Raw genomic sequence first — 19,248 nt, 5'->3', positions numbered from 1 at the left:
TCAATCACACAACAAGTGGCTGACGGATTAACCGCCAAACTTCTTGCGGATCTGCTGGACGGTGCGCAGCTGAGCTGCAGCCTCGGCCAGACGTGCGGACGCAGCTCCGTAATCGAAATCTGCGCTCTTCTCGTGCAGAGCAGCTTCGGCAGCCTTGAGGGCTGCTTGAGCCTGAGCTTCATCCAGGTCGGCGGCACGTTGCACAGTGTCGGCAAGAACCTTGACCATGTTCGGCTGAACCTCGAGGAAACCACCGGAGATGTAGAACACCTCGGTTTCCCCGCCTTGCTTGATCAGGCGGATCGGACCTGGCTTCAGATTAGTGATCAGCGGCGCGTGACCCAGAGCGATACCAAGATCACCCAGTGCACCGTGCGCAATCACCATCTCGACCAGGCCGGAAAAGATTTCCCCTTCCGCGCTGACGATATCGCAATGGACTGTCATAGCCATCTGATTGCCTCAACCTAAATTAGCGCCCGTTGCCGGGCGCCGGGATTACAGTTTCTTGGCTTTCTCGATCGCTTCTTCGATGCCGCCAACCATGTAGAACGCTTGTTCTGGCAGGTGGTCGTAGTCACCGTTGAGGATGCCTTTGAAGCCAGCAATGGTGTCTTTCAGGGAAACGTATTTACCCGAAGCACCGGTGAAGACTTCAGCCACGAAGAACGGCTGCGACAAGAAGCGCTGGATCTTACGAGCACGGTTTACCAACTGCTTGTCGGCTTCCGACAGCTCGTCCATACCCAGGATCGCAATGATGTCCTTCAGCTCTTTGTAGCGCTGCAGCACGTACTGAACACCGCGAGCGGTTTCGTAGTGCTCGTTGCCGATCACGTTCGGATCCAGCTGACGCGAAGTCGAGTCCAGTGGGTCTACCGCTGGGTAGATACCCAGGGAAGCGATGTCACGGGACAGAACGACGGTGGCGTCCAAGTGGGCGAAGGTGGTAGCTGGCGACGGGTCAGTCAAGTCGTCCGCAGGTACGTATACCGCCTGGATCGAAGTAATCGAACCTTGCTTGGTCGAAGTGATGCGCTCTTGCAGCACGCCCATCTCTTCAGCCAGAGTCGGCTGATAACCTACTGCCGAAGGCATACGGCCCAGCAGTGCGGATACTTCAGTACCGGCCAGGGTGTAACGGTAGATGTTGTCGACGAACAACAGAACGTCGTTACCTTCGTCACGGAACTTCTCGGCCATGGTCAGGCCGGTCAGAGCTACGCGCAGACGGTTTCCCGGCGGCTCGTTCATCTGACCGTAAACCAGTGCCACTTTGTCCAGAACGTTGGAGTCCTTCATCTCGTGGTAGAAGTCGTTACCCTCACGAGTACGCTCACCCACACCGGCGAACACGGAATAACCGCTGTGCTCGATGGCGATGTTACGGATCAGTTCCATCATGTTTACGGTTTTGCCTACACCGGCACCACCGAACAGACCGACTTTACCGCCCTTGGCGAACGGGCAAACCAGGTCGATAACCTTGATGCCGGTTTCCAGCAGCTCGTTGCCACCAGCTTGTTCAGCGAAGGAAGGAGCGGCGCGGTGGATACCCCAGCGCTCTTCTTCGCCGATCGGGCCAGCTTCGTCGATCGGGTTGCCCAGTACGTCCATGATCCGGCCCAGAGTCGCTTTACCGACCGGTACGGAGATGGCTGCGCCAGTGTTGTTGACGCCCAGACCGCGCTTCAAGCCTTCGGTCGAGCCCATCGCAATGGTACGTACCACGCCGTCGCCCAGCTGCTGCTGAACTTCCAGAGTGGTTTCGGCGCCTTGAACCTTCAAGGCGTCGTAGATGCTCGGTACGCTGTCGCGTGGAAATTCCACGTCGATAACGGCGCCGATGATTTGAACGATACGTCCGCTACTCATAGCTGGATCCTCTGAATATTTGAACCGTTAAACCGCGGCAGCGCCGCCGACGATTTCCGAGATCTCTTGGGTGATCGCAGCCTGACGCGCCTTGTTGTAGATCAGCTGCAAATCGCTGATCAAATCACCGGCGTTGTCGGTAGCGTTCTTCATCGCGATCATCCGCGCAGCTTGTTCGGCCGCGTTGTTCTCGACCACCGCCTGGTACACCTGCGACTCCACGTAGCGCACCATCAAGCCGTCAAGCAGCTCTTTGGCGTCTGGTTCGTAGAGGTAGTCCCAGTGGTGCTTGAGTTCTTGATCCGGGGTCGCCACCAGTGGAATCAACTGCTCCACGGTAGGCTGTTGCGTCATGGTGTTGATGAACTTGTTGGATACCACGGACAGGCGGTCAATACGGCCGTCCAGGTAGGCATCCAGCATCACCTTGACGCTGCCGATCAGATCATTGATCGACGGCTCTTCACCCAGGTGGCTGATAGCTGCAACGACGTTACCGCCGAAGTTGCGGAAAAAGGCCGCACCCTTGCTACCCACTACACACAGATCAATCTCGACGCCGTTTTCGCGGTTTACCGCCATGTCCTTGACCAGGGCCTTGAACAGGTTGGTGTTCAAGCCACCGCACAGACCACGGTCACTGCTCACTACGACATAACCGGCACGCTTTACTTCGCGGTCGATCATGAACGGGTGGCGGTATTCCGGGTTGGCGTTGGCCAGATGCCCAATTACCTGGCGGATACGCTCCGCATAAGGACGGCTAGCAGCCATGCGCATTTGTGCCTTGCGCATTTTGCTGACCGCCACTTTTTCCATGGCGCTGGTAATTTTTTGCGTGCTTTTGATGCTCGCAATCTTACTGCGAATCTCTTTTGCGCCTGCCATGTAACACCTATCAGGTTAGCAAGCGGGAGCCTTGCGGCTCCCGCTGCGGCTTACCAGGTTTGGGTGGCCTTGAACTTCTCGATACCGGCTTTGAGGCCAGCGTCGATTTCGTCATTGAAGTCACCTTTAACGTTGATCTTGGCCATCAAATCGGCGTGATCGCGGTTGAAGTAAGCAATCAGCGCTTGCTCGAAGCTGCCGATCTTGGCGATTTCAATGTCAGTCAGGAACCCACGCTCAGCGGCATACAGCGACAGCGACATGTCGGCGATCGACATTGGCGCGTATTGCTTCTGCTTCATCAGCTCGGTAACGCGCTGACCATGCTCAAGTTGCTTACGGGTCGCTTCGTCCAGGTCAGAAGCGAACTGGGCGAATGCCGCCAGTTCACGGTACTGAGCCAGAGCGGTACGGATACCACCGGACAGCTTCTTGATGATCTTGGTCTGAGCGGCACCACCCACACGGGATACCGAAACACCGGCGTTCACTGCAGGGCGGATGCCCGAGTTGAACATGGCCGATTCCAGGAAGATCTGACCGTCGGTGATGGAAATCACGTTGGTCGGAACGAACGCGGAAACGTCGCCAGCCTGGGTTTCGATGATCGGCAGTGCGGTCAGGGAACCGGTTTTGCCGGTCACTGCGCCGTTGGTGAACTTCTCTACGTACTCTTCCGAAACGCGGGATGCGCGCTCCAGCAGACGGGAGTGGAGATAGAACACGTCGCCTGGGTAAGCTTCACGGCCTGGTGGACGGCGCAGCAGCAGGGAAATCTGGCGGTAAGCCACTGCCTGCTTGGACAGATCGTCATAAACGATCAGCGCGTCTTCACCGCGGTCGCGGAAGAATTCACCCATGGTGCAACCGGAGTACGGAGCCAGGAATTGCAGTGCTGCAGATTCCGAAGCGCTCGCTGCAACGATGATGGTGTTAGCCAGTGCACCGTTTTCTTCCAGCTTGCGAACCACGTTGGCGATGGTCGATTGCTTCTGACCGATTGCCACGTAGACGCAGAAAATGCCGCTGTCTTTCTGGTTGATGATCGCGTCGATCGCCAGAGCGGTTTTACCGATCTGACGGTCACCGATGATCAGCTCACGCTGGCCACGGCCGACAGGGATCATGGCATCGACAGCCTTGTAGCCAGTCTGTACAGGCTGGTCTACCGACTTACGCCAGATCACGCCCGGTGCAACTTTCTCGACCGCGTCGGTCTCGGTGTTGCCCAGTGGACCTTTGCCGTCAACAGGGTTACCCAGTGCGTCGACTACGCGACCCAGCAGTTCCTTACCAACCGGAACTTCGAGGATGCGGCCAGTGCACTTGGCGCTCATGCCTTCAGCCAGACTGGTGTATGCGCCCAGTACAACGGCACCTACGGAGTCTTGCTCCAGGTTGAGGGCCATACCGTAGACGCCGCCCGGAAACTCGATCATCTCGCCGTACATGACGTCGGCCAGACCGTGAATCCGCACGATGCCGTCAGATACGCTGACGACAGTGCCTTCGTTACGGGCTTGGGAGGTCACATCGAGTTTTTCGATGCGGCCCTTGATAATTTCACTTATTTCGGAAGGATTGAGTTGCTGCATTGCTCTGCTGCCCCTTCAAACTCAAGATTTCAATGCTTCGGCAAGTTTCGCGATTTTGCCGCGAATCGAGCCATCGATAACCAGGTCGCCGGCGCGGATGACAACACCCCCAATAAGGGATTTGTCTTCCTCGACTTGCAGGCGCACTTCCCGGTTGAGTCGTGCACTGAGAACCTTGGCGAGTTTGTCTTGCTGTTCTTGGTTCAATGCAAAAGCACTGGTCACTTCAACGTCTACCGATTTCTCTTGTTCGGCCTTGTACAGGTCGAACAGAGCGGCGATCTCCGGCAGAAGCGGGAGACGGTCGTTTTCGGCAACGACATTGATGAAATTCTGTGCCTTGGCATCGAACTTGTCGCCGCACACGTCAATGAACGTGGCGGCCTTTTCTGCGCTCGTCAGTCGCGGGGCCTTGAGCACGCGCTGCATGGTGTCGTCTTGCGACACCGCTGCTGCCAGGCCGAGCATGGCTGACCAATTGGCCAGTTGCTGGTGGGCCTGAGCGTGCTCGAAGGCCGCCTTAGCGTAAGGTCGGGCCAACGTGGTCAGTTCTGCCATGATCGCCCTCGCTTAGATTTCAGCAGCCAGTTGGTTAACCAGCTCTGCGTGCGCGTTTTGATCGATTGTGGCACCCAGGATCTTCTCGGCGCCGCCGACAGCCAGCAAGCCCACTTGGGCGCGCAGCTTGTCTTTGACACTGTTCAGTTCCTGTTCGATCTCGGCTTGAGCCTGAACCTTCACACGGTCAGCGTCGACACGGGCTTTTTCAACAGCCTCTTCGACAATCTGGTTACCGCGTTTCTTGGCTTGCTCGATGATTTCAGCTGCCTGAGCTTTCGCTTCGCGCAGTTGCTGACCCGCTTTCTCTTGGGCCAACTCCAGGTCGCGAGCTGCTCGGCTGGCAGCGTCCAGACCATCAGCGATCTTCTTTTGACGTTCGTGCAGAGCAGCGATGACCGGAGGCCATACATACTTCATGCAGAACAGTACAAAAATCAGGAACGCAACGGACTGGCCAATCAGGGTCGCATTAATGTTCACGCCAACACCTCGCAGTTACGTTGTCCATCACACCAAATTACTCGGAAGAATCCGGGTAATTAGCCAGCGATCTGACCAACGAACGGGTTCGCAAAGGTGAAGAACAGAGCGATACCAACACCGATCATGGTTACGGCGTCGAGCAGACCGGCAACGATGAACATTTTAACTTGCAGCATTGGAACCATTTCTGGCTGACGCGCTGCGCCTTCCAGGAACTTGCCGCCCAGCAGGCCGAAACCAATTGCGGTACCCAGTGCGCCCAGGCCGATCAACAGTGCAACAGCGATAGCGGTTAGACCAACTACAGTTTCCATCTTTCCTCCCGACTTTTACGTCGTATGGTTTAGGTTTTTTAGATTAAAGCGGTAAAACAAATCGTTTCAGAGGCCCGTTTAAGAGCCCCCTCCCGTTTGACCGGGAGGGACATCAGATCAGCCGAGGCTGCTCTTAATGGTTTTCTTCGTGCGCCATCGACAGGTAGACGATGGTCAGCATCATGAAGATGAACGCCTGCAGGGTGATGATCAGGATGTGGAACACCGCCCACGCCCACTGCAGAACAACGCCCAGGCCGCTCAGCCAGAGCAGGCCGCTGCCGAACATCACAGCGATCAGAATGAACACCAGCTCGCCGGCATACATGTTGCCGAACAGACGCAGAGCCAGAGAGATCGGTTTGGCGATCAGGGTCACGAATTCCAGCAGGAAGTTCACCGGGATCAGCAGGGCCTGAACGAAGATGTTCTTGCTGCCGAACGGGTGCAGGGTCAGTTCGCCGATGAAGCCGCCGATGCCCTTGACCTTGATGCTATAGAAAATGATCAGTGCGAAAACCGAGAACGCCATGCCCAGGGTCGCGTTCGGGTCGGTAGTCGACACGGCGCGGAACGGGATGTGGTGGTCGCCGGTGATCAGGATGGCCAGCTGAGGAATCCAGTCGACCGGTACCAGGTCGACGGCGTTCATCAGGAACACCCAGACGAAGATGGTCAGTGCCAGCGGTGCGATCACCGGGCTACGGCCATGGAAGCTGTCTTTCACGCTGCCATCGACGAATTCGACCAATACTTCAACGAAGTTCTGCAAAGCACCTGGCTGACCCGAAGTCGCTTTCTTTGCCGCCATGCGGAAAAGAAGAACGAAGATCAGACCCAGCGCGACCGACCAGCCGAGGGTATCGACGTGGAAAGCCCAGAAGCCCATTTCCTTGGCTTCTGCTGCGGTGTGGGCAAAGCCCCAGCCGCCGTTAGGTAGCTGACCGAAGGTCAGGTTCTGCAAGTGGTGCTGGATATAGCCCGAAGCGGTTGTTTCTGCCATGGTTGCCTCAAACGCCCTAAGGTCTCGAAAGTCTTGTTCTCATCAGCAGGGGAGCGAACCAGCTGACCGACTGAGTCAGCACGAAAGCGCCGAATACTGCGATCGGCGCCAATGGCTTCACACCTGCAAACACCAGTGCAAACAGCACTGCCGTCAAAATCAGTTTGCCTGCCTCGCCGGCATAAAATGACCGGACGATGGACTGGGCTGCTCGGGCGCCGGAAAACCGAAATGCCTTGTGAGCGAAATAAACATTGGGCAGCAAGGCTATCAGGCCTCCGCAAAGTCCCGAGTATCCGGCAACGACTCCGTGCCATTGCCAGAGCGCCAAAGCGGCAATGAGCAAAATGACAAATTGAGCCATCAACACCGGAAAAACCGCCAGGCGATGGAACGGCAGGCGGTTTGGCTTGCGGGTTTCCATCACGATTGCTCTCCAATGGTCGGCTGCCGAAATTCAATAACTTGGCATAATTTGTGCCGACAAAATGCGCGCAGAGTATAGGGGCGGTTCTGCCCCTATTCAACTGTCAGGTAGTGATTTCCGACTGCGCGCTACATGAGGAAATGTTTCAGCGGATGTGTGCGAGCACACCTTGAAGCTCATCGAGGGAGTTGTAACCGATCACCAACTGACCTTTTCCCTTCTTCCCGTGGCGAATCTGCACCGCAGAGCCTAGGCGCTCGGCCAGACGCTGTTCGAGCCGGGCGATATCCGGGTCGGGTTTGGCCGCTTCCACAGGCTCCGGTTTACCACTCAACCACTGGCGAACCAGTGCTTCAGTCTGGCGCACAGTCAGGCCGCGTGCGACAACATGTCGCGCCCCTTCCACCTGCTGATTGTCCGGCAGACCGAGCAAAGCCCGGGCATGACCCATTTCCAGGTCACCGTGGGACAGCATGGTCTTGATGACTTCCGGCAGTGCAATAAGTCGCAACAGGTTAGCCACAGTCACGCGAGACTTACCCACAGCCTCGGCAACCTGTTGTTGAGTGAGCTGGAATTCCTGCTGCAGGCGCTGCAAGGCGACTGCTTCCTCGATCGGGTTCAGGTCTTCACGCTGGATGTTCTCGATCAGCGCAATGGCGATCGCGGTTTCATCCGGCACATCACGGACCATTGCCGGGATGGTTTCCTGGCCGGCCTGCTGGCTGGCGCGCCAGCGGCGTTCACCGGCGATGATCTCAAAACGGCCACCGCCAATCGGGCGAACCACGATCGGCTGCATCACGCCTTGTGACTTGATCGACTGGGCCAGCTCTTCCAGCGCCTGTGGATCCATGTCGCGGCGCGGCTGGTATTTGCCACGCTGCAGCAGATCCAGCGGCAGGTGTTGCAGTTCACGGGTATCGGCCTGCGCCGCCTGTTCTTCCAGCGCGCTGACGGTCGGACCACTCAGCAGTGCATCCAGTCCACGTCCGAGACCTCGTTTCTTGACGGCCATGGGGATTCCTTAAGTTGGCTGGGCAGCGGCGATGCGTGAATTTTTGCGCTGACGGCGAACCATCTCGCCCGCCAGGGCCAGGTAGGCCAGAGCGCCGCGCGATTGCTTGTCGTAGGCCAGTGCGGGCATACCGTAGCTCGGTGCTTCGGCCAGCCGGATGTTGCGCGGGATCACCGTGTCGTACAGCTGTTCGCCAAAGTGTTCCTTGAGCTGCGCCGAGACGTCGTTCATCAGGCTCAGGCGCGGGTCGTACATGGTGCGCAGCAAACCCTCGACTTTCAGGTTCGGGTTCAGCAGTTCGGCGATGCGCTTGATGTTATCCACAAGGTCGCTCAAACCCTCAAGCGCAAAGTATTCGCACTGCATGGGGATAATCACCCCATCGGCGGCAACCAGTGCGTTCAGGGTGAGCATCGACAGCGACGGCGGGCAGTCGATCAAAATGTAATCGTAGTTTTCACGGATCGGCGCCAGCGCACTGCGCAGACGGCTTTCCTTCATCTGCATTTCCAGCAGAACCACTTCAGCCGCGGTCAGGTCGCGGTTGGCCGGCAGCAGTTGATAACCGCCGTGCTCGGAGTAGTGCATGGCCTGGGCCAGATCGCATTCGCCGATCAGCAGGTCGTAGACCGAGTTTTCCAGGCCATGTTTATCCACACCGCTACCCATGGTGGCGTTGCCCTGTGGATCGAGATCGATCAACAGCACCCGGCGCTTGGTCGCGACCAGGGATGCTGCGAGGTTGATGCAGGTGGTGGTCTTGCCCACACCACCCTTCTGGTTCGCTATCGCGAATACCTTAGCCATTCTTGCTTGTGTTCCCAATCATGCCGTGCGGCGCAGTATCAGCAGATGGCGTTGGCCTTGGCAACCGGGTACGGCCAAGGCGTGTTCGCTATCGAGTTTGAAGTCTGCCGGCAATGCTACCAGCTCATCGGCCGGATGGACGCCCTTCATTGCCAGCCAGCGCGTGTCGGCATCGCCGAGGTGGCGAGTCCAGTTGGTGAAGTTCTCCATGCTGCTGAACGCCCGGGAAATGATCCCGTTGAATGGCTGGGCAGGCTGGAAGGCTTCGACGCGACTGTGGATAACTTGCAGGTTATCCAGTTTGAGTTCGAGTTTGACCTGAGTCAGGAAGCGGGTTTTCTTGCCGTTGCTGTCCAGACAGGTCACTTGCGAGTCCGGATACAGGATCGCCAACGGGATCCCCGGCATCCCGCCGCCGCTGCCGACGTCGAGCCAGCGACCGTTTTCGATAAACGACATCACGCTGAGACTGTCGAGCAGGTGCCGCGAAACCATTTCGTCGGGATCGCGTACGGCGGTCAGGTTGTAGGCCTGGTTCCATTTGATCAACAGGGCCAGGTAACCCAGCAGCAATTCGTGCTGGGCTGCGCTGAGATTGACACCGAGCTCGCGGGCTCCTGTGGATAACTCTTCGGCGTGTTGCGAAGTGACCTTAGAACTCAAGCGCTTTGCTCCAACTGACGGCCCGCGCCGCGTTTTTTCAAATGAATCATCAACAGCGAAATCGCTGCCGGGGTCACACCCGGGATCCGCGAAGCCTGGCCGAGCGTCTCCGGACGCGTCGCACCGAGCTTGCTCTGGATCTCCTTGGAGAGACCGGAAATGTTGGTGTAATCGATATCCACAGGCAGTTTCGTGTCTTCACTGGCGCGCAGACGGGCGATTTCGTCCTGTTGACGGTCGATGTAACCGGCGTACTTGGTCTTGATCTCGACCTGTTCGGCAACCTGTGGATCTTCGGCGCCCTGCCCGGTCACTTCGACCAGACCAGCGTAGTCGATTTCCGGACGACTCAAGAGATTGAGCAAGTTGTATTCGTGAGTCAGCGGCGTACCGAATTTTTCCGCAATGGCATCGCCCTGCTGGGTGCCAGGGCGAACCCAGGTGCTTTTCAGGCGCTGCTCTTCGAGTTCGATGCTTTCGCGTTTCTTGCAGAAAGCCGCCCAGCGCGCGTCATCGACCAGACCCAGCTCGCGACCTTTTTCGGTCAGACGCAGGTCGGCGTTGTCCTCGCGCAGGATCAGGCGGTACTCGGCACGGGAAGTGAACATGCGGTACGGCTCTTGGGTACCGAGGGTGATCAGGTCGTCGACCAGCACGCCGATGTACGCCTCATCGCGACGCGGACACCAGGCTTCTTTGCCCTTGGCACGCAACGCGGCGTTGGCCCCGGCGAGCAAACCTTGCGCACCGGCTTCTTCGTAACCGGTGGTGCCGTTGATCTGGCCAGCGAAGAACAGACCGCCGATGACTTTGGTTTCCAGGCTGTACTTCAGGTCGCGCGGATCGAAGTAGTCGTACTCGATCGCATAACCCGGACGCACGATGTGCGCGTTTTCCATACCGCGGATCGATTGCACGATCTGCAATTGCACGTCGAACGGCAAGCTTGTGGATATCCCGTTCGGGTACAGCTCATGGGTGGTCAGGCCTTCCGGCTCGATGAACACCTGATGGCTTTCCTTGTCGGCAAAGCGATGGATCTTGTCTTCGATCGACGGGCAATACCGTGGACCGATGCCCTCGATTTCGCCGGCAGCGGAATACATCGGCGAACGATCGAGGTTCGCCGCGATAATTTCGTGGGTACGGGCGTTGGTGTGGGTAATCCAGCAACTGACCTGGCGCGGATGTTGTTCCTTGTTGCCCATGAACGACATGACCGGGATCGGCGTATCGCCCGGTTGCTCGGTCATGACCGAGAAATCCACAGACTTGCCATCAATGCGTGGTGGGGTACCGGTTTTCAGGCGACCGACACGCAGCGGCAGTTCACGCAGACGATGCGCGAGGGCAATCGACGGCGGATCACCGGCGCGACCGCCGGAGAAATTCTGCAAGCCGATGTGGATAAGTCCACCGAGGAAGGTACCGGTGGTCAACACCACGGAATCGGCGAAGAAACGCAGACCCATTTGGGTGACAACACCGCGTACCTGCTCTTGCTCGACGATCAGGTCGTCAGCGGCCTGTTGAAATATCCACAGGTTCGGCTGGTTTTCGAGGATTTCGCGGACAGCGGCCTTGTACAGAATCCGGTCGGCTTGCGCACGGGTCGCCCGTACGGCCGGACCTTTACGGCTGTTCAACACGCGAAACTGGATGCCACCCAGATCGGTAGCCATGGCCATCGCGCCGCCGAGGGCGTCGATTTCCTTGACCAGATGGCTTTTGCCAATGCCGCCGATGGCCGGGTTGCAGCTCATGGCACCGAGGGTTTCCACGTTATGCGTCAGCAACAGGGTTTTTGCCCCCATACGTGCTGAGGCCAGTGCTGCCTCGGTACCGGCATGACCGCCGCCGATGACGATCACTTCAAAACGGGAAGGGAAATCCACCACGCACCTCGTGCCTGCTTAAGTAGGTAATTCAGGAATAGTTTGAGATCAGGTTTCTGGACCTGGTCGACAAGTATAGGGACTTCGCCCTTCCTAAAGAACCCTTTGCACAAAATTTAACCAGCTGTGGAGAACTCGAAGTTAAAAGAATAAAAAAGAGAGAAATTTATAAAACCTTTGTTTTTATGTTTATTCTTACTGACCGACCTTTCTGTGGATAGATTGCTACAGGCCTTATTATTCAATGTGTACAGAGTTTCAAAACCCTGTTATCAGGTGCCAATGAGGCCCTTGGATAACCGGTTTAAGCCTGTGGATGAATGGGATGGTTATCCACAGAGGCAGTTATATCCAGTTTTGAGGCCCTGTTATCAACTGACCTCATTGGCAGTTATTCACAGGGCTTAATCCACAGAAATCAGCTGAATGAGTGATTGGCGGGCAACGGAAATCCGCTCAGGGCGAGAGAATCTGCCCGGCGCTGAAGAATGGAATTGAGAAATGAGGAGTGCAGACAGGCCGCGATCGGGCCTGTCTGTGAACAGCGGAAGGGTTATTTGCCGATGCAGAAGCTGGAGAAGATCCGGCCAAGCAGATCATCGGAGCTGAATGCCCCGGTGATTTCGCCCAGAGAGTGCTGCGCCTGGCGCAAATCTTCGGCCAGTAGCTCACCGGCACCCGCCAAGGTCAGCTGTGCACGACCATGTTCCAGCGCTGCACTGGCGTGGCGCAGAGCTTCCAGATGCCGTCGACGGGCACTGAAGCTGCTTTCCGAGGTTTGCTCGTAGCCCATGCAGGCCTTGAGGTGTTCGCGCAGCAATTCCAGACCTTCGCCGGCGGATTTGGCGCTCAGGCTGAGGGTCACATGGCCATCGTCGCTGACTTCCAGAGCGATTGCTTCACCCGTCAGGTCAGCCTTGTTGCGGATCAAGGTGACCTTGGCCGGATCCGGCCGGGTTTCGAGGAATTCCGGCCACAGGGCAAACGGATCTGCAGCTTCCGGCGCGGTGGCATCGACTACCAGCAGCACCCGATCCGCTTCAGTGATCGCCTTCAACGCACGCTCGACGCCGATCTTTTCCACCTGATCATCGGTATCGCGCAGACCGGCGGTGTCCACCACGTGCAACGGCATGCCGTCGATGTGGATATGTTCGCGCAGGATATCGCGGGTGGTGCCGGCAATCTCCGTCACGATCGCGGCTTCGCGGCCGGCCAGGGCATTCAACAGACTGGACTTGCCGGCATTCGGACGACCGGCGATCACCACGGTCATGCCATCACGCAACAATGCGCCCTGCCCGGCTTCACGCAGCACAGTGGATAACTCTTCACGCACCTTGTCGAGCATGCTCAGCACGTGGCCATCGGCGAGGAAGTCGATTTCCTCTTCCGGGAAGTCGATGGCGGCTTCGACGTAGATGCGCAGGCCGATCAGTTGTTCGGTGAGGTTATGCACACGCTGGGAAAACGCCCCCTGCAGGGAGCGCAAGGCATTGCGTGCAGCCTGTGCAGAACTGGCTTCGATCAGGTCGGCAATGGCCTCGGCCTGAGCCAGGTCGAGTTTGTCGTTGAGGAACGCGCGCTCGCTGAATTCACCCGGACGGGCCAAACGGCAACCCAGTTCCAGGCAACGCTTGAGCAACATGTCGAGAACGATCGGGCCACCGTGCCCCTGCAACTCCAGCACGTCTTCGCCGGTGAACGAGTTGGGTCCCGGGAAATACAGCGCCAGACCTTCGTCCAGCACCTGCCGGTCATCACTGAAAAATGGCCCGTAATGCGCGTAACGCGGTTTCAGTTCGCGGCCGCTGATGGCTTTGGCCGCAACACTGGCCAACGGCCCGGAAATACGGACGATGCCGACACCGCCACGACCTTGAGCGGTGGCGACGGCGGCGATGGTTTCACGAGGTGCGCTCATAAACCGGAATCCAGACAAAAGTGGCAGATAGCAAAACGCCCCACTAGGGGGCGTTTTGAGTGGTGTTATCCACAGAGTAAGTTACGCCTCGGCTTTTTTCGTCGCCGCTTCGATCTTACGCGTGATGTACCACTGTTGGGCAATCGACAGGCAGTTGTTCACAACCCAGTACAGCACCAGACCAGCAGGGAACCACAGGAAGAAGAAGGTGAAGATGATTGGCATCATTTTCATGACCTTCGCCTGCATCGGATCCGGCGGAGTCGGGTTCAGACGCTGCTGGATGAACATGGTCGCGCCCATGATGATCGGCAGGATGAAGAACGGATCCTTGATCGACAGGTCGGTGATCCACAGCATGAACGGCGCCTGGCGCATTTCAACGCTTTCCAGCAGAACCCAGTACAGCGAAAGGAAAACCGGCATCTGCACGAGGATCGGCAAGCAGCCACCCAGCGGATTGATCTTCTCTTTCTTGTACAGCTCCATCATGGCTTGCGACATTTTCTGCCGGTCATCGCCATGTTGCTCTTTCAGTGCAGCCAGTTTCGGCGCCACGGCACGCATGCGCGCCATGGATTTGTAGCTGGCAGCCGACAGCGGGAAGAATATCCCTTTGATCAGCATGGTCAGGAAGATGATCGACCAGCCCCAGTTACCCACGATCGCGTGGATGTGTTGCAGCAACCAGAAGATCGGCTGAGCGATGAACCACAGAATGCCGTAGTCGACAGTCAGTTCGAGACCTGGGGACAACTCTTTCAGCACGGCCTGGCTTTTCGGACCGGCGTACAGAATGGCGCTGGTTTCAACTTTGGCACCCGGTGCAGCGGTCAGCGAAGGACCGGTGTAACCGATGATGTAGTTGCCCTTGCTGTCTTTACGCGTCTGAACGATGTTGTTTTCGCCCTTCGGCGCAACCCATGCAGTCACGAAGTAGTGTTGCAGCCAGGCTACCCAGCCACCGGTGACGGTTTCCTTGAGCTGACCTTTGTCCATGTCTTTCATGGACACTTTCTTGTACGGCTCGGAACTTGTCCACAGGGCGGCGCCCAGGTAAGTCGCGGTACCGGTGGCAGTGGTCGACGAAGGGTCGGCACTGGCGTCGCGCTTCAGCTGGGCGAACATCGAACCGGACCAAGGCTGAGCGCTCTGGTTATCCACAATGTAGCTGACGGTCACGTCATACAGGCCGCGTTTCAGAGTGAAACGCTTGATGTAGTTGACGCCGTCCTTGCTGAACTTCAGGTCGACGACCAGTTGGTCCTGACCGTCAGCCAGTTGATAACTTTTCTTCTCCGAGGAGTAAACCGGACGACCGGCCGGGCTTGCGTCCGGACCGTTGGTGCCGATCAGGCCGCTTTGTGCCAGATAAGTACGCTCGCCGCCGTTGTCGAACAGCTGAAACGGCACATCAGGACGGTCCTGACGACGTGGATACAGTGGCAAAGTCAGTTGAGCAACGTCACCGCCCTGTGGATCGATCGCCAGATCGAGCACGTCGGTTTTGACCTGGATCAGATCCTTGCTGGCAGCGACCGGAGTTTCCACAGGCGCGCTGGTATCGCTTGCGGCACGCGGAATATCGTCACTGGCGGAAGCGTTATTGCCAGGAACGGTGTCCGGCAAACCGGATGCAGTCGTACTGGAAGCAACATTCTGAGTCGGCAGGGCAGCCTGGCCATAGTCCTGGTTCCATTTAAGAACCATAACGTAGGACACGATTGCCAGGGCGACGATCAGGATCGTGCGTTTGATATCCATGATTACTCGGCCATCGAAGAAGAACGGGAGGTAGGGATAGGTGGAACCGGGTCATAACCACCGGGATTCCACGGATGACAGCGACCTAAACGACGAAAGGTCAGCCAGCCACCGCGCAGAAGGCCATGATTTTCGATGGCTTCTAACGCGTAGCAGGAACAACTGGGGTAGAAACGACAGTGATCAGCCATCAGGGGACTAATGGCATAGCGATAAAACTGGATCGGAACGAGGGCCAGTTTACGCATCTGGACTGTCTACCCCTACAGTTTCGGTGTTGACTGCTGGAACTGGCTTGTTACGGGCCAGGCGTTTCCAGAGTTTGCCGAAATGCTGAATCAATTCGGGGTTTTCTACATCGCCCAAACCTTTACGCGCGACGATAACGATGTCCCAGCCGACCAGTGAGTCCTGGTGCAGACGGAACGATTCGCGCATCAGACGTTTGAGGCGATTGCGCTCAACGGAGAGCTTTACGCTCTTTTTCCCGATAACCAGCCCGAGACGGGGGTGATCGAGATCGTTGTTGCGCGCAAGGAGCAGGAGATTTTTCCCCGGAACCTTGCCGGTAGGGGAGTCAAAGACTGCCTTGAAATGCCGGGGGGTAAGCAGACGCTTTTCCCGACTGAAGTCCTGACTCACCTCCAGTGCCGGATTATCAAACTGCCAGACGCGCACGACCTTTGGCGCGGCGACGCGACAGGACGGCACGACCGTTCTTGGTAGCCATGCGAGCACGGAAACCGTGGGTACGAGCGCGTTTGATAGTGCTTGGTTGGAAAGTACGTTTCATGTCGTGTTACCTGGTTCGTCCACAACGGGCCGGAATGGCCCCCGTTTTAAGAGACCGGGGATTCTAGAGAAAGCAAGCCTTCAGGTCAATTTCCAACCAACGTTTCCTTATAAATAGATATCTGGAGCATCCAGAACCAAGACCTTGTCTGCCAAACATAAAAATAAAGAAGGGAATTATTTAAAGCTTTTCTGTAAAGCTTATAAAAGCTAGGGCGACAGTCTTCTGTGGATAACCACGTTCAGGCCTTGTCTGGCTTGATGTACAGAGAATGACAACTACAGTGGAAAACCGTGGTCAGCCTGTGCTGCGCTATCGGATAACCTGTGTGTGGAACCGTTAGTTATCCACAGGCAGGTTATCCACCGAGTTCCACCCCCAGTTGTCCAGTGCCCTCAGAGATGGTTATCCACAGAGCTTATTCACACACCGTTGGTCGCCTTTTTATCGGTTAACGCATTGATTAATCATGGTCACCACACAACCTGCATGTGGATAAGTGGACGGCTCGCCGTTACAATGGCCGCTTGTTTTTGCCTCACCGGCTTTCAACTTAGGGGATATCCGTGTCAGTGGAACTTTGGCAGCAGTGCGTGGAGCTTTTGCGCGAGGAGCTGCCTGCCCAACAATTCAACACCTGGATCCGTCCACTACAGGTCGAAGCCGAAGGCGACGAGTTGCGCGTCTACGCACCGAACCGTTTTGTGCTGGACTGGGTCAACGAAAAGTACCTCGGTCGCGTCCTTGAACTGCTGGATGAGCACGGCAACGGCATGGCGCCAGCGCTTTCCTTATTAATAGGCAGTAAACGCAGCTCGGCACCGCGCGCCGCGCCGAATGCACCGTTGGCTGCGGCGCAAGCTCAGGCCAATGCCGCGCCGGCCAGCCCGCCAACGCCAGCGCCGAGCGCAGCCCCGGCCAAGCGCTCGACGCAGAAAACCGAGGAAGTCAGTGAAGAGCCGTCCCGCGACAGCTTTGATCCGATGGCCGGTGCGGCATCGCAACAGGCCCCGGTTCGCGCCGAACAGCGCACTGTGCAGGTCGAAGGCGCGCTCAAACACACCAGCTACCTGAACCGCACCTTTACCTTCGAGAATTTCGTCGAAGGCAAGTCCAACCAGCTCGCCCGTGCGGCGGCCTGGCAAGTAGCGGATAACCCGAAGCACGGCTACAACCCGCTGTTCCTTTATGGCGGCGTCGGCTTGGGTAAAACCCACTTGATGCACGCGGTGGGTAACCATCTATTAAAGAAGAACCCGAATGCCAAGGTCGTGTACCTGCATTCCGAGCGCTTCGTGGCCGACATGGTCAAGGCGCTGCAACTGAACGCGATCAACGAGTTCAAGCGTTTCTACCGTTCGGTGGACGCGTTGCTGATCGACGATATTCAGTTCTTCGCCCGTAAAGAGCGTTCCCAGGAAGAGTTTTTCCACACCTTCAACGCGCTGCTTGAAGGTGGCCAGCAGGTCATTCTCACCAGTGACCGCTACCCGAAAGAAATCGAAGGCCTTGAAGAGCGCCTCAAATCGCGTTTCGGCTGGGGCCTGACGGTTGCCGTCGAGCCGCCGGAACTGGAAACCCGCGTGGCGATCTTGATGAAGAAGGCCGACCAGGCCAAAGTCGAGTTGCCGCACGACGCGGCGTTCTTCATTGCCCAGCGAATTCGTTCCAACGTCCGCGAGCTGGAAGGCGCGCTGAAACGCGTGATCGCCCACTCGCACTTCATGGGCCGCGATATCACCATCGAGTTGATTCGCGAATCCCTGAAGGATTTGTTGGCACTGCAGGACAAACTGGTCTCTGTGGATAACATTCAGCGCACTGTCGCCGAGTACTACAAGATCAAGATTTCCGACCTGCTGTCCAAGCGCCGTTCGCGCTCGGTGGCTCGTCCGCGTCAGGTGGCCATGGCATTGTCCAAGGAACTGACCAACCACAGCCTGCCGGAAATCGGCGATGTGTTTGGTGGTCGCGACCACACGACGGTGTTGCACGCCTGCCGCAAGATCAACGAACTTAAGGAATCCGACGCGGACATCCGCGAGGACTACAAGAACCTGCTGCGTACACTGACCACTTGATGAACACCAGCGCAGCTTATTAAGGCAAGGGACTAGACCATGCATTTCACCATTCAACGCGAAGCCCTGTTGAAACCCCTGCAACTGGTCGCAGGCGTCGTCGAGCGCCGACAGACCTTGCCGGTACTGTCCAACGTGCTGTTGGTCGTCGATGGCCAGCAACTGTCGCTGACCGGTACCGATCTGGAAGTCGAGCTGGTGGGGCGCGTGCAACTCGAAGAGCCGGCCGAAACCGGTTCCATCACCGTGCCTGCGCGCAAGCTGATGGACATCTGCAAGAGCCTGCCCAACGACGCGCTGATCGACATCAAGGTCGACGAGCAGAAGCTGGTCGTGAAGGCCGGCCGTAGCCGTTTCACCCTGTCGACCCTGCCGGCCAACGATTTCCCGACGGTTGAAGAAGGGCCGGGTTCGCTGACCTGCAGCCTGGAGCAGAGCAAACTGCGTCGTCTGATCGAACGCACCAGCTTCGCCATGGCCCAGCAGGACGTGCGCTACTATCTCAACGGTATGCTGCTGGAAGTTTCGGCCGGTGTGATCCGCGCCGTGGCCACCGACGGTCACCGTCTGGCGATGTGCTCGATGCAGGCCGATATCGGTCAGCCGGATCGCCATCAGGTGATCGTGCCGCGCAAGGGTATTCTGGAACTGGCGCGTCTGCTCACCGAGCCGGATGGCAACGTCAGCATCGTTCTGGGTCAGCACCACATCCGCGCCACCACCGGCGAATTCACCTTCACCTCGAAGCTGGTCGACGGCAAATTCCCGGACTACGAGCGCGTTCTGCCGAAGGGCGGCGACAAGCTGGTACTGGGCGATCGTCAGGCCCTGCGTGAAGCGTTCAGCCGTACCGCGATTCTTTCCAACGAGAAGTACCGCGGCATCCGTCTGCAACTGGCCAACGGTCAGTTGAAGATCCAGGCCAACAACCCGGAGCAGGAAGAAGCGGAAGAAGAAGTGGGCGTTGAATACAACGGCGGCTCGCTGGAAATCGGCTTCAACGTGAGCTACCTGCTCGACGTGCTGGGCGTGATGACCACCGAGCAGGTTCGCCTGATCCTGTCCGACTCCAACAGCAGTGCGCTGGTGCAAGAGTCCGACAATGACGACTCGGCTTATGTTGTCATGCCGATGCGTCTGTAATCAGCTGATCCTGG

Annotated in this window: 20 protein-coding genes; 2 read left to right on the top strand and 18 right to left on the bottom strand. The window is 57.5% G+C overall.

Annotated elements, in window-relative coordinates; genetic code table 11:
- Window positions 1-27 precede the first annotated feature (27 nt).
- The 18 genes from JFU48_RS07165 to rpmH all read right to left on the bottom strand — a co-directional run bounded on the left by JFU48_RS07165 (window position 28) and on the right by rpmH (window position 16,010).
- Window positions 28-453 carry a F0F1 ATP synthase subunit epsilon gene (locus JFU48_RS07165; protein ID WP_003229772.1) on the bottom strand — a complete coding sequence of 142 codons (426 nt, stop codon included), beginning with the start codon at window positions 451-453 and terminating at the stop codon, window positions 28-30.
- Between the two features lie 45 nt (window positions 454-498).
- On the bottom strand, window positions 499-1,875 hold the full coding sequence (gene atpD, locus JFU48_RS07160) for a F0F1 ATP synthase subunit beta (protein ID WP_003229774.1): 1,377 nt from the start codon (window positions 1,873-1,875) through the stop codon (window positions 499-501).
- A gap of 27 nt (window positions 1,876-1,902) precedes the next feature.
- Window positions 1,903-2,763: a F0F1 ATP synthase subunit gamma gene (gene atpG, locus JFU48_RS07155; RefSeq protein WP_003229775.1), complete on the bottom strand. Its 861-nt coding sequence runs from the start codon at window positions 2,761-2,763 to the stop codon at window positions 1,903-1,905.
- A 50-nt stretch (window positions 2,764-2,813) separates the two neighbouring features.
- Window positions 2,814-4,358 (bottom strand): F0F1 ATP synthase subunit alpha, encoded by a 1,545-nt coding sequence (gene atpA, locus JFU48_RS07150; RefSeq protein ID WP_003229777.1) that lies wholly within the window; start codon window positions 4,356-4,358, stop codon window positions 2,814-2,816.
- A gap of 21 nt (window positions 4,359-4,379) precedes the next feature.
- On the bottom strand, window positions 4,380-4,916 hold the full coding sequence (locus tag JFU48_RS07145) for a F0F1 ATP synthase subunit delta (protein ID WP_003229779.1): 537 nt from the start codon (window positions 4,914-4,916) through the stop codon (window positions 4,380-4,382).
- Window positions 4,917-4,928: 12 nt separating this feature from the next.
- Window positions 4,929-5,399 carry a F0F1 ATP synthase subunit B gene (locus tag JFU48_RS07140; RefSeq protein WP_003229781.1) on the bottom strand — a complete coding sequence of 157 codons (471 nt, stop codon included), beginning with the start codon at window positions 5,397-5,399 and terminating at the stop codon, window positions 4,929-4,931.
- A 59-nt stretch (window positions 5,400-5,458) separates the two neighbouring features.
- The gene (gene atpE, locus JFU48_RS07135) at window positions 5,459-5,716 is read right to left on the bottom strand and encodes a F0F1 ATP synthase subunit C (protein ID WP_003097235.1); all 258 of its coding nucleotides are present in this window, start codon (window positions 5,714-5,716) and stop codon (window positions 5,459-5,461) included.
- A 133-nt stretch (window positions 5,717-5,849) separates the two neighbouring features.
- Complete coding sequence (gene atpB, locus JFU48_RS07130; RefSeq protein ID WP_003229782.1) at window positions 5,850-6,719, bottom strand: F0F1 ATP synthase subunit A; 870 nt, start codon at window positions 6,717-6,719, stop codon at window positions 5,850-5,852.
- A 16-nt stretch (window positions 6,720-6,735) separates the two neighbouring features.
- Window positions 6,736-7,143 (bottom strand): F0F1 ATP synthase subunit I, encoded by a 408-nt coding sequence (locus JFU48_RS07125; RefSeq protein WP_003229783.1) that lies wholly within the window; start codon window positions 7,141-7,143, stop codon window positions 6,736-6,738.
- 148 nt (window positions 7,144-7,291) lie between these two features.
- Window positions 7,292-8,164 (bottom strand): ParB/RepB/Spo0J family partition protein, encoded by an 873-nt coding sequence (locus JFU48_RS07120; RefSeq protein WP_003229785.1) that lies wholly within the window; start codon window positions 8,162-8,164, stop codon window positions 7,292-7,294.
- 9 nt (window positions 8,165-8,173) lie between these two features.
- Entirely contained in the window at window positions 8,174-8,971 is a 798-nt protein-coding gene (locus JFU48_RS07115) for a ParA family protein (protein ID WP_003229787.1), read from the bottom strand.
- A gap of 18 nt (window positions 8,972-8,989) precedes the next feature.
- Window positions 8,990-9,634: a 16S rRNA (guanine(527)-N(7))-methyltransferase RsmG gene (rsmG, locus tag JFU48_RS07110; protein ID WP_003229789.1), complete on the bottom strand. Its 645-nt coding sequence runs from the start codon at window positions 9,632-9,634 to the stop codon at window positions 8,990-8,992.
- Window positions 9,631-11,529, bottom strand: a complete 1,899-nt coding sequence (mnmG, locus tag JFU48_RS07105) for a tRNA uridine-5-carboxymethylaminomethyl(34) synthesis enzyme MnmG (protein WP_103484003.1) — start codon at window positions 11,527-11,529, stop codon at window positions 9,631-9,633. The genes rsmG and mnmG overlap by 4 nt, the downstream gene beginning before the upstream one ends.
- A 553-nt stretch (window positions 11,530-12,082) precedes the next feature.
- On the bottom strand, window positions 12,083-13,453 hold the full coding sequence (mnmE, locus tag JFU48_RS07100; protein WP_103484002.1) for a tRNA uridine-5-carboxymethylaminomethyl(34) synthesis GTPase MnmE: 1,371 nt from the start codon (window positions 13,451-13,453) through the stop codon (window positions 12,083-12,085).
- A gap of 81 nt (window positions 13,454-13,534) precedes the next feature.
- On the bottom strand, window positions 13,535-15,217 hold the full coding sequence (gene yidC, locus JFU48_RS07095) for a membrane protein insertase YidC (protein ID WP_201136175.1): 1,683 nt from the start codon (window positions 15,215-15,217) through the stop codon (window positions 13,535-13,537).
- Window positions 15,218-15,219: 2 nt separating this feature from the next.
- Window positions 15,220-15,465, bottom strand: coding sequence for a membrane protein insertion efficiency factor YidD (yidD, locus tag JFU48_RS07090; protein ID WP_010565858.1), 246 nt, complete (start codon window positions 15,463-15,465; stop codon window positions 15,220-15,222).
- Complete coding sequence (gene rnpA, locus JFU48_RS07085; protein ID WP_045122860.1) at window positions 15,458-15,859, bottom strand: ribonuclease P protein component; 402 nt, start codon at window positions 15,857-15,859, stop codon at window positions 15,458-15,460. Before rnpA ends, yidD begins: the two co-directional genes overlap by 8 nt.
- Window positions 15,860-15,875: 16 nt before the next feature.
- On the bottom strand, window positions 15,876-16,010 hold the full coding sequence (rpmH, locus tag JFU48_RS07080; protein WP_003213577.1) for a 50S ribosomal protein L34: 135 nt from the start codon (window positions 16,008-16,010) through the stop codon (window positions 15,876-15,878).
- Between the two features lie 566 nt (window positions 16,011-16,576).
- On the opposite strand from rpmH, the gene dnaA reads away from it, so the two are divergent.
- Entirely contained in the window at window positions 16,577-18,091 is a 1,515-nt protein-coding gene (dnaA, locus tag JFU48_RS07075) for a chromosomal replication initiator protein DnaA (protein ID WP_003220200.1), read from the top strand.
- Between the two features lie 39 nt (window positions 18,092-18,130).
- On the top strand, window positions 18,131-19,234 hold the full coding sequence (gene dnaN / locus JFU48_RS07070; RefSeq protein ID WP_003220202.1) for a DNA polymerase III subunit beta: 1,104 nt from the start codon (window positions 18,131-18,133) through the stop codon (window positions 19,232-19,234).
- The last annotated feature ends 14 nt before the right edge of the window (window positions 19,235-19,248 follow it).

The sequence above is a fragment of the Pseudomonas sp. TH49 genome (assembly GCF_016650625.1).
Classification (GTDB): Bacteria; Pseudomonadota; Gammaproteobacteria; order Pseudomonadales; family Pseudomonadaceae; genus Aquipseudomonas; species Aquipseudomonas fluorescens_H.
This window is presented reverse-complemented; position numbering and strand designations above follow the sequence as displayed.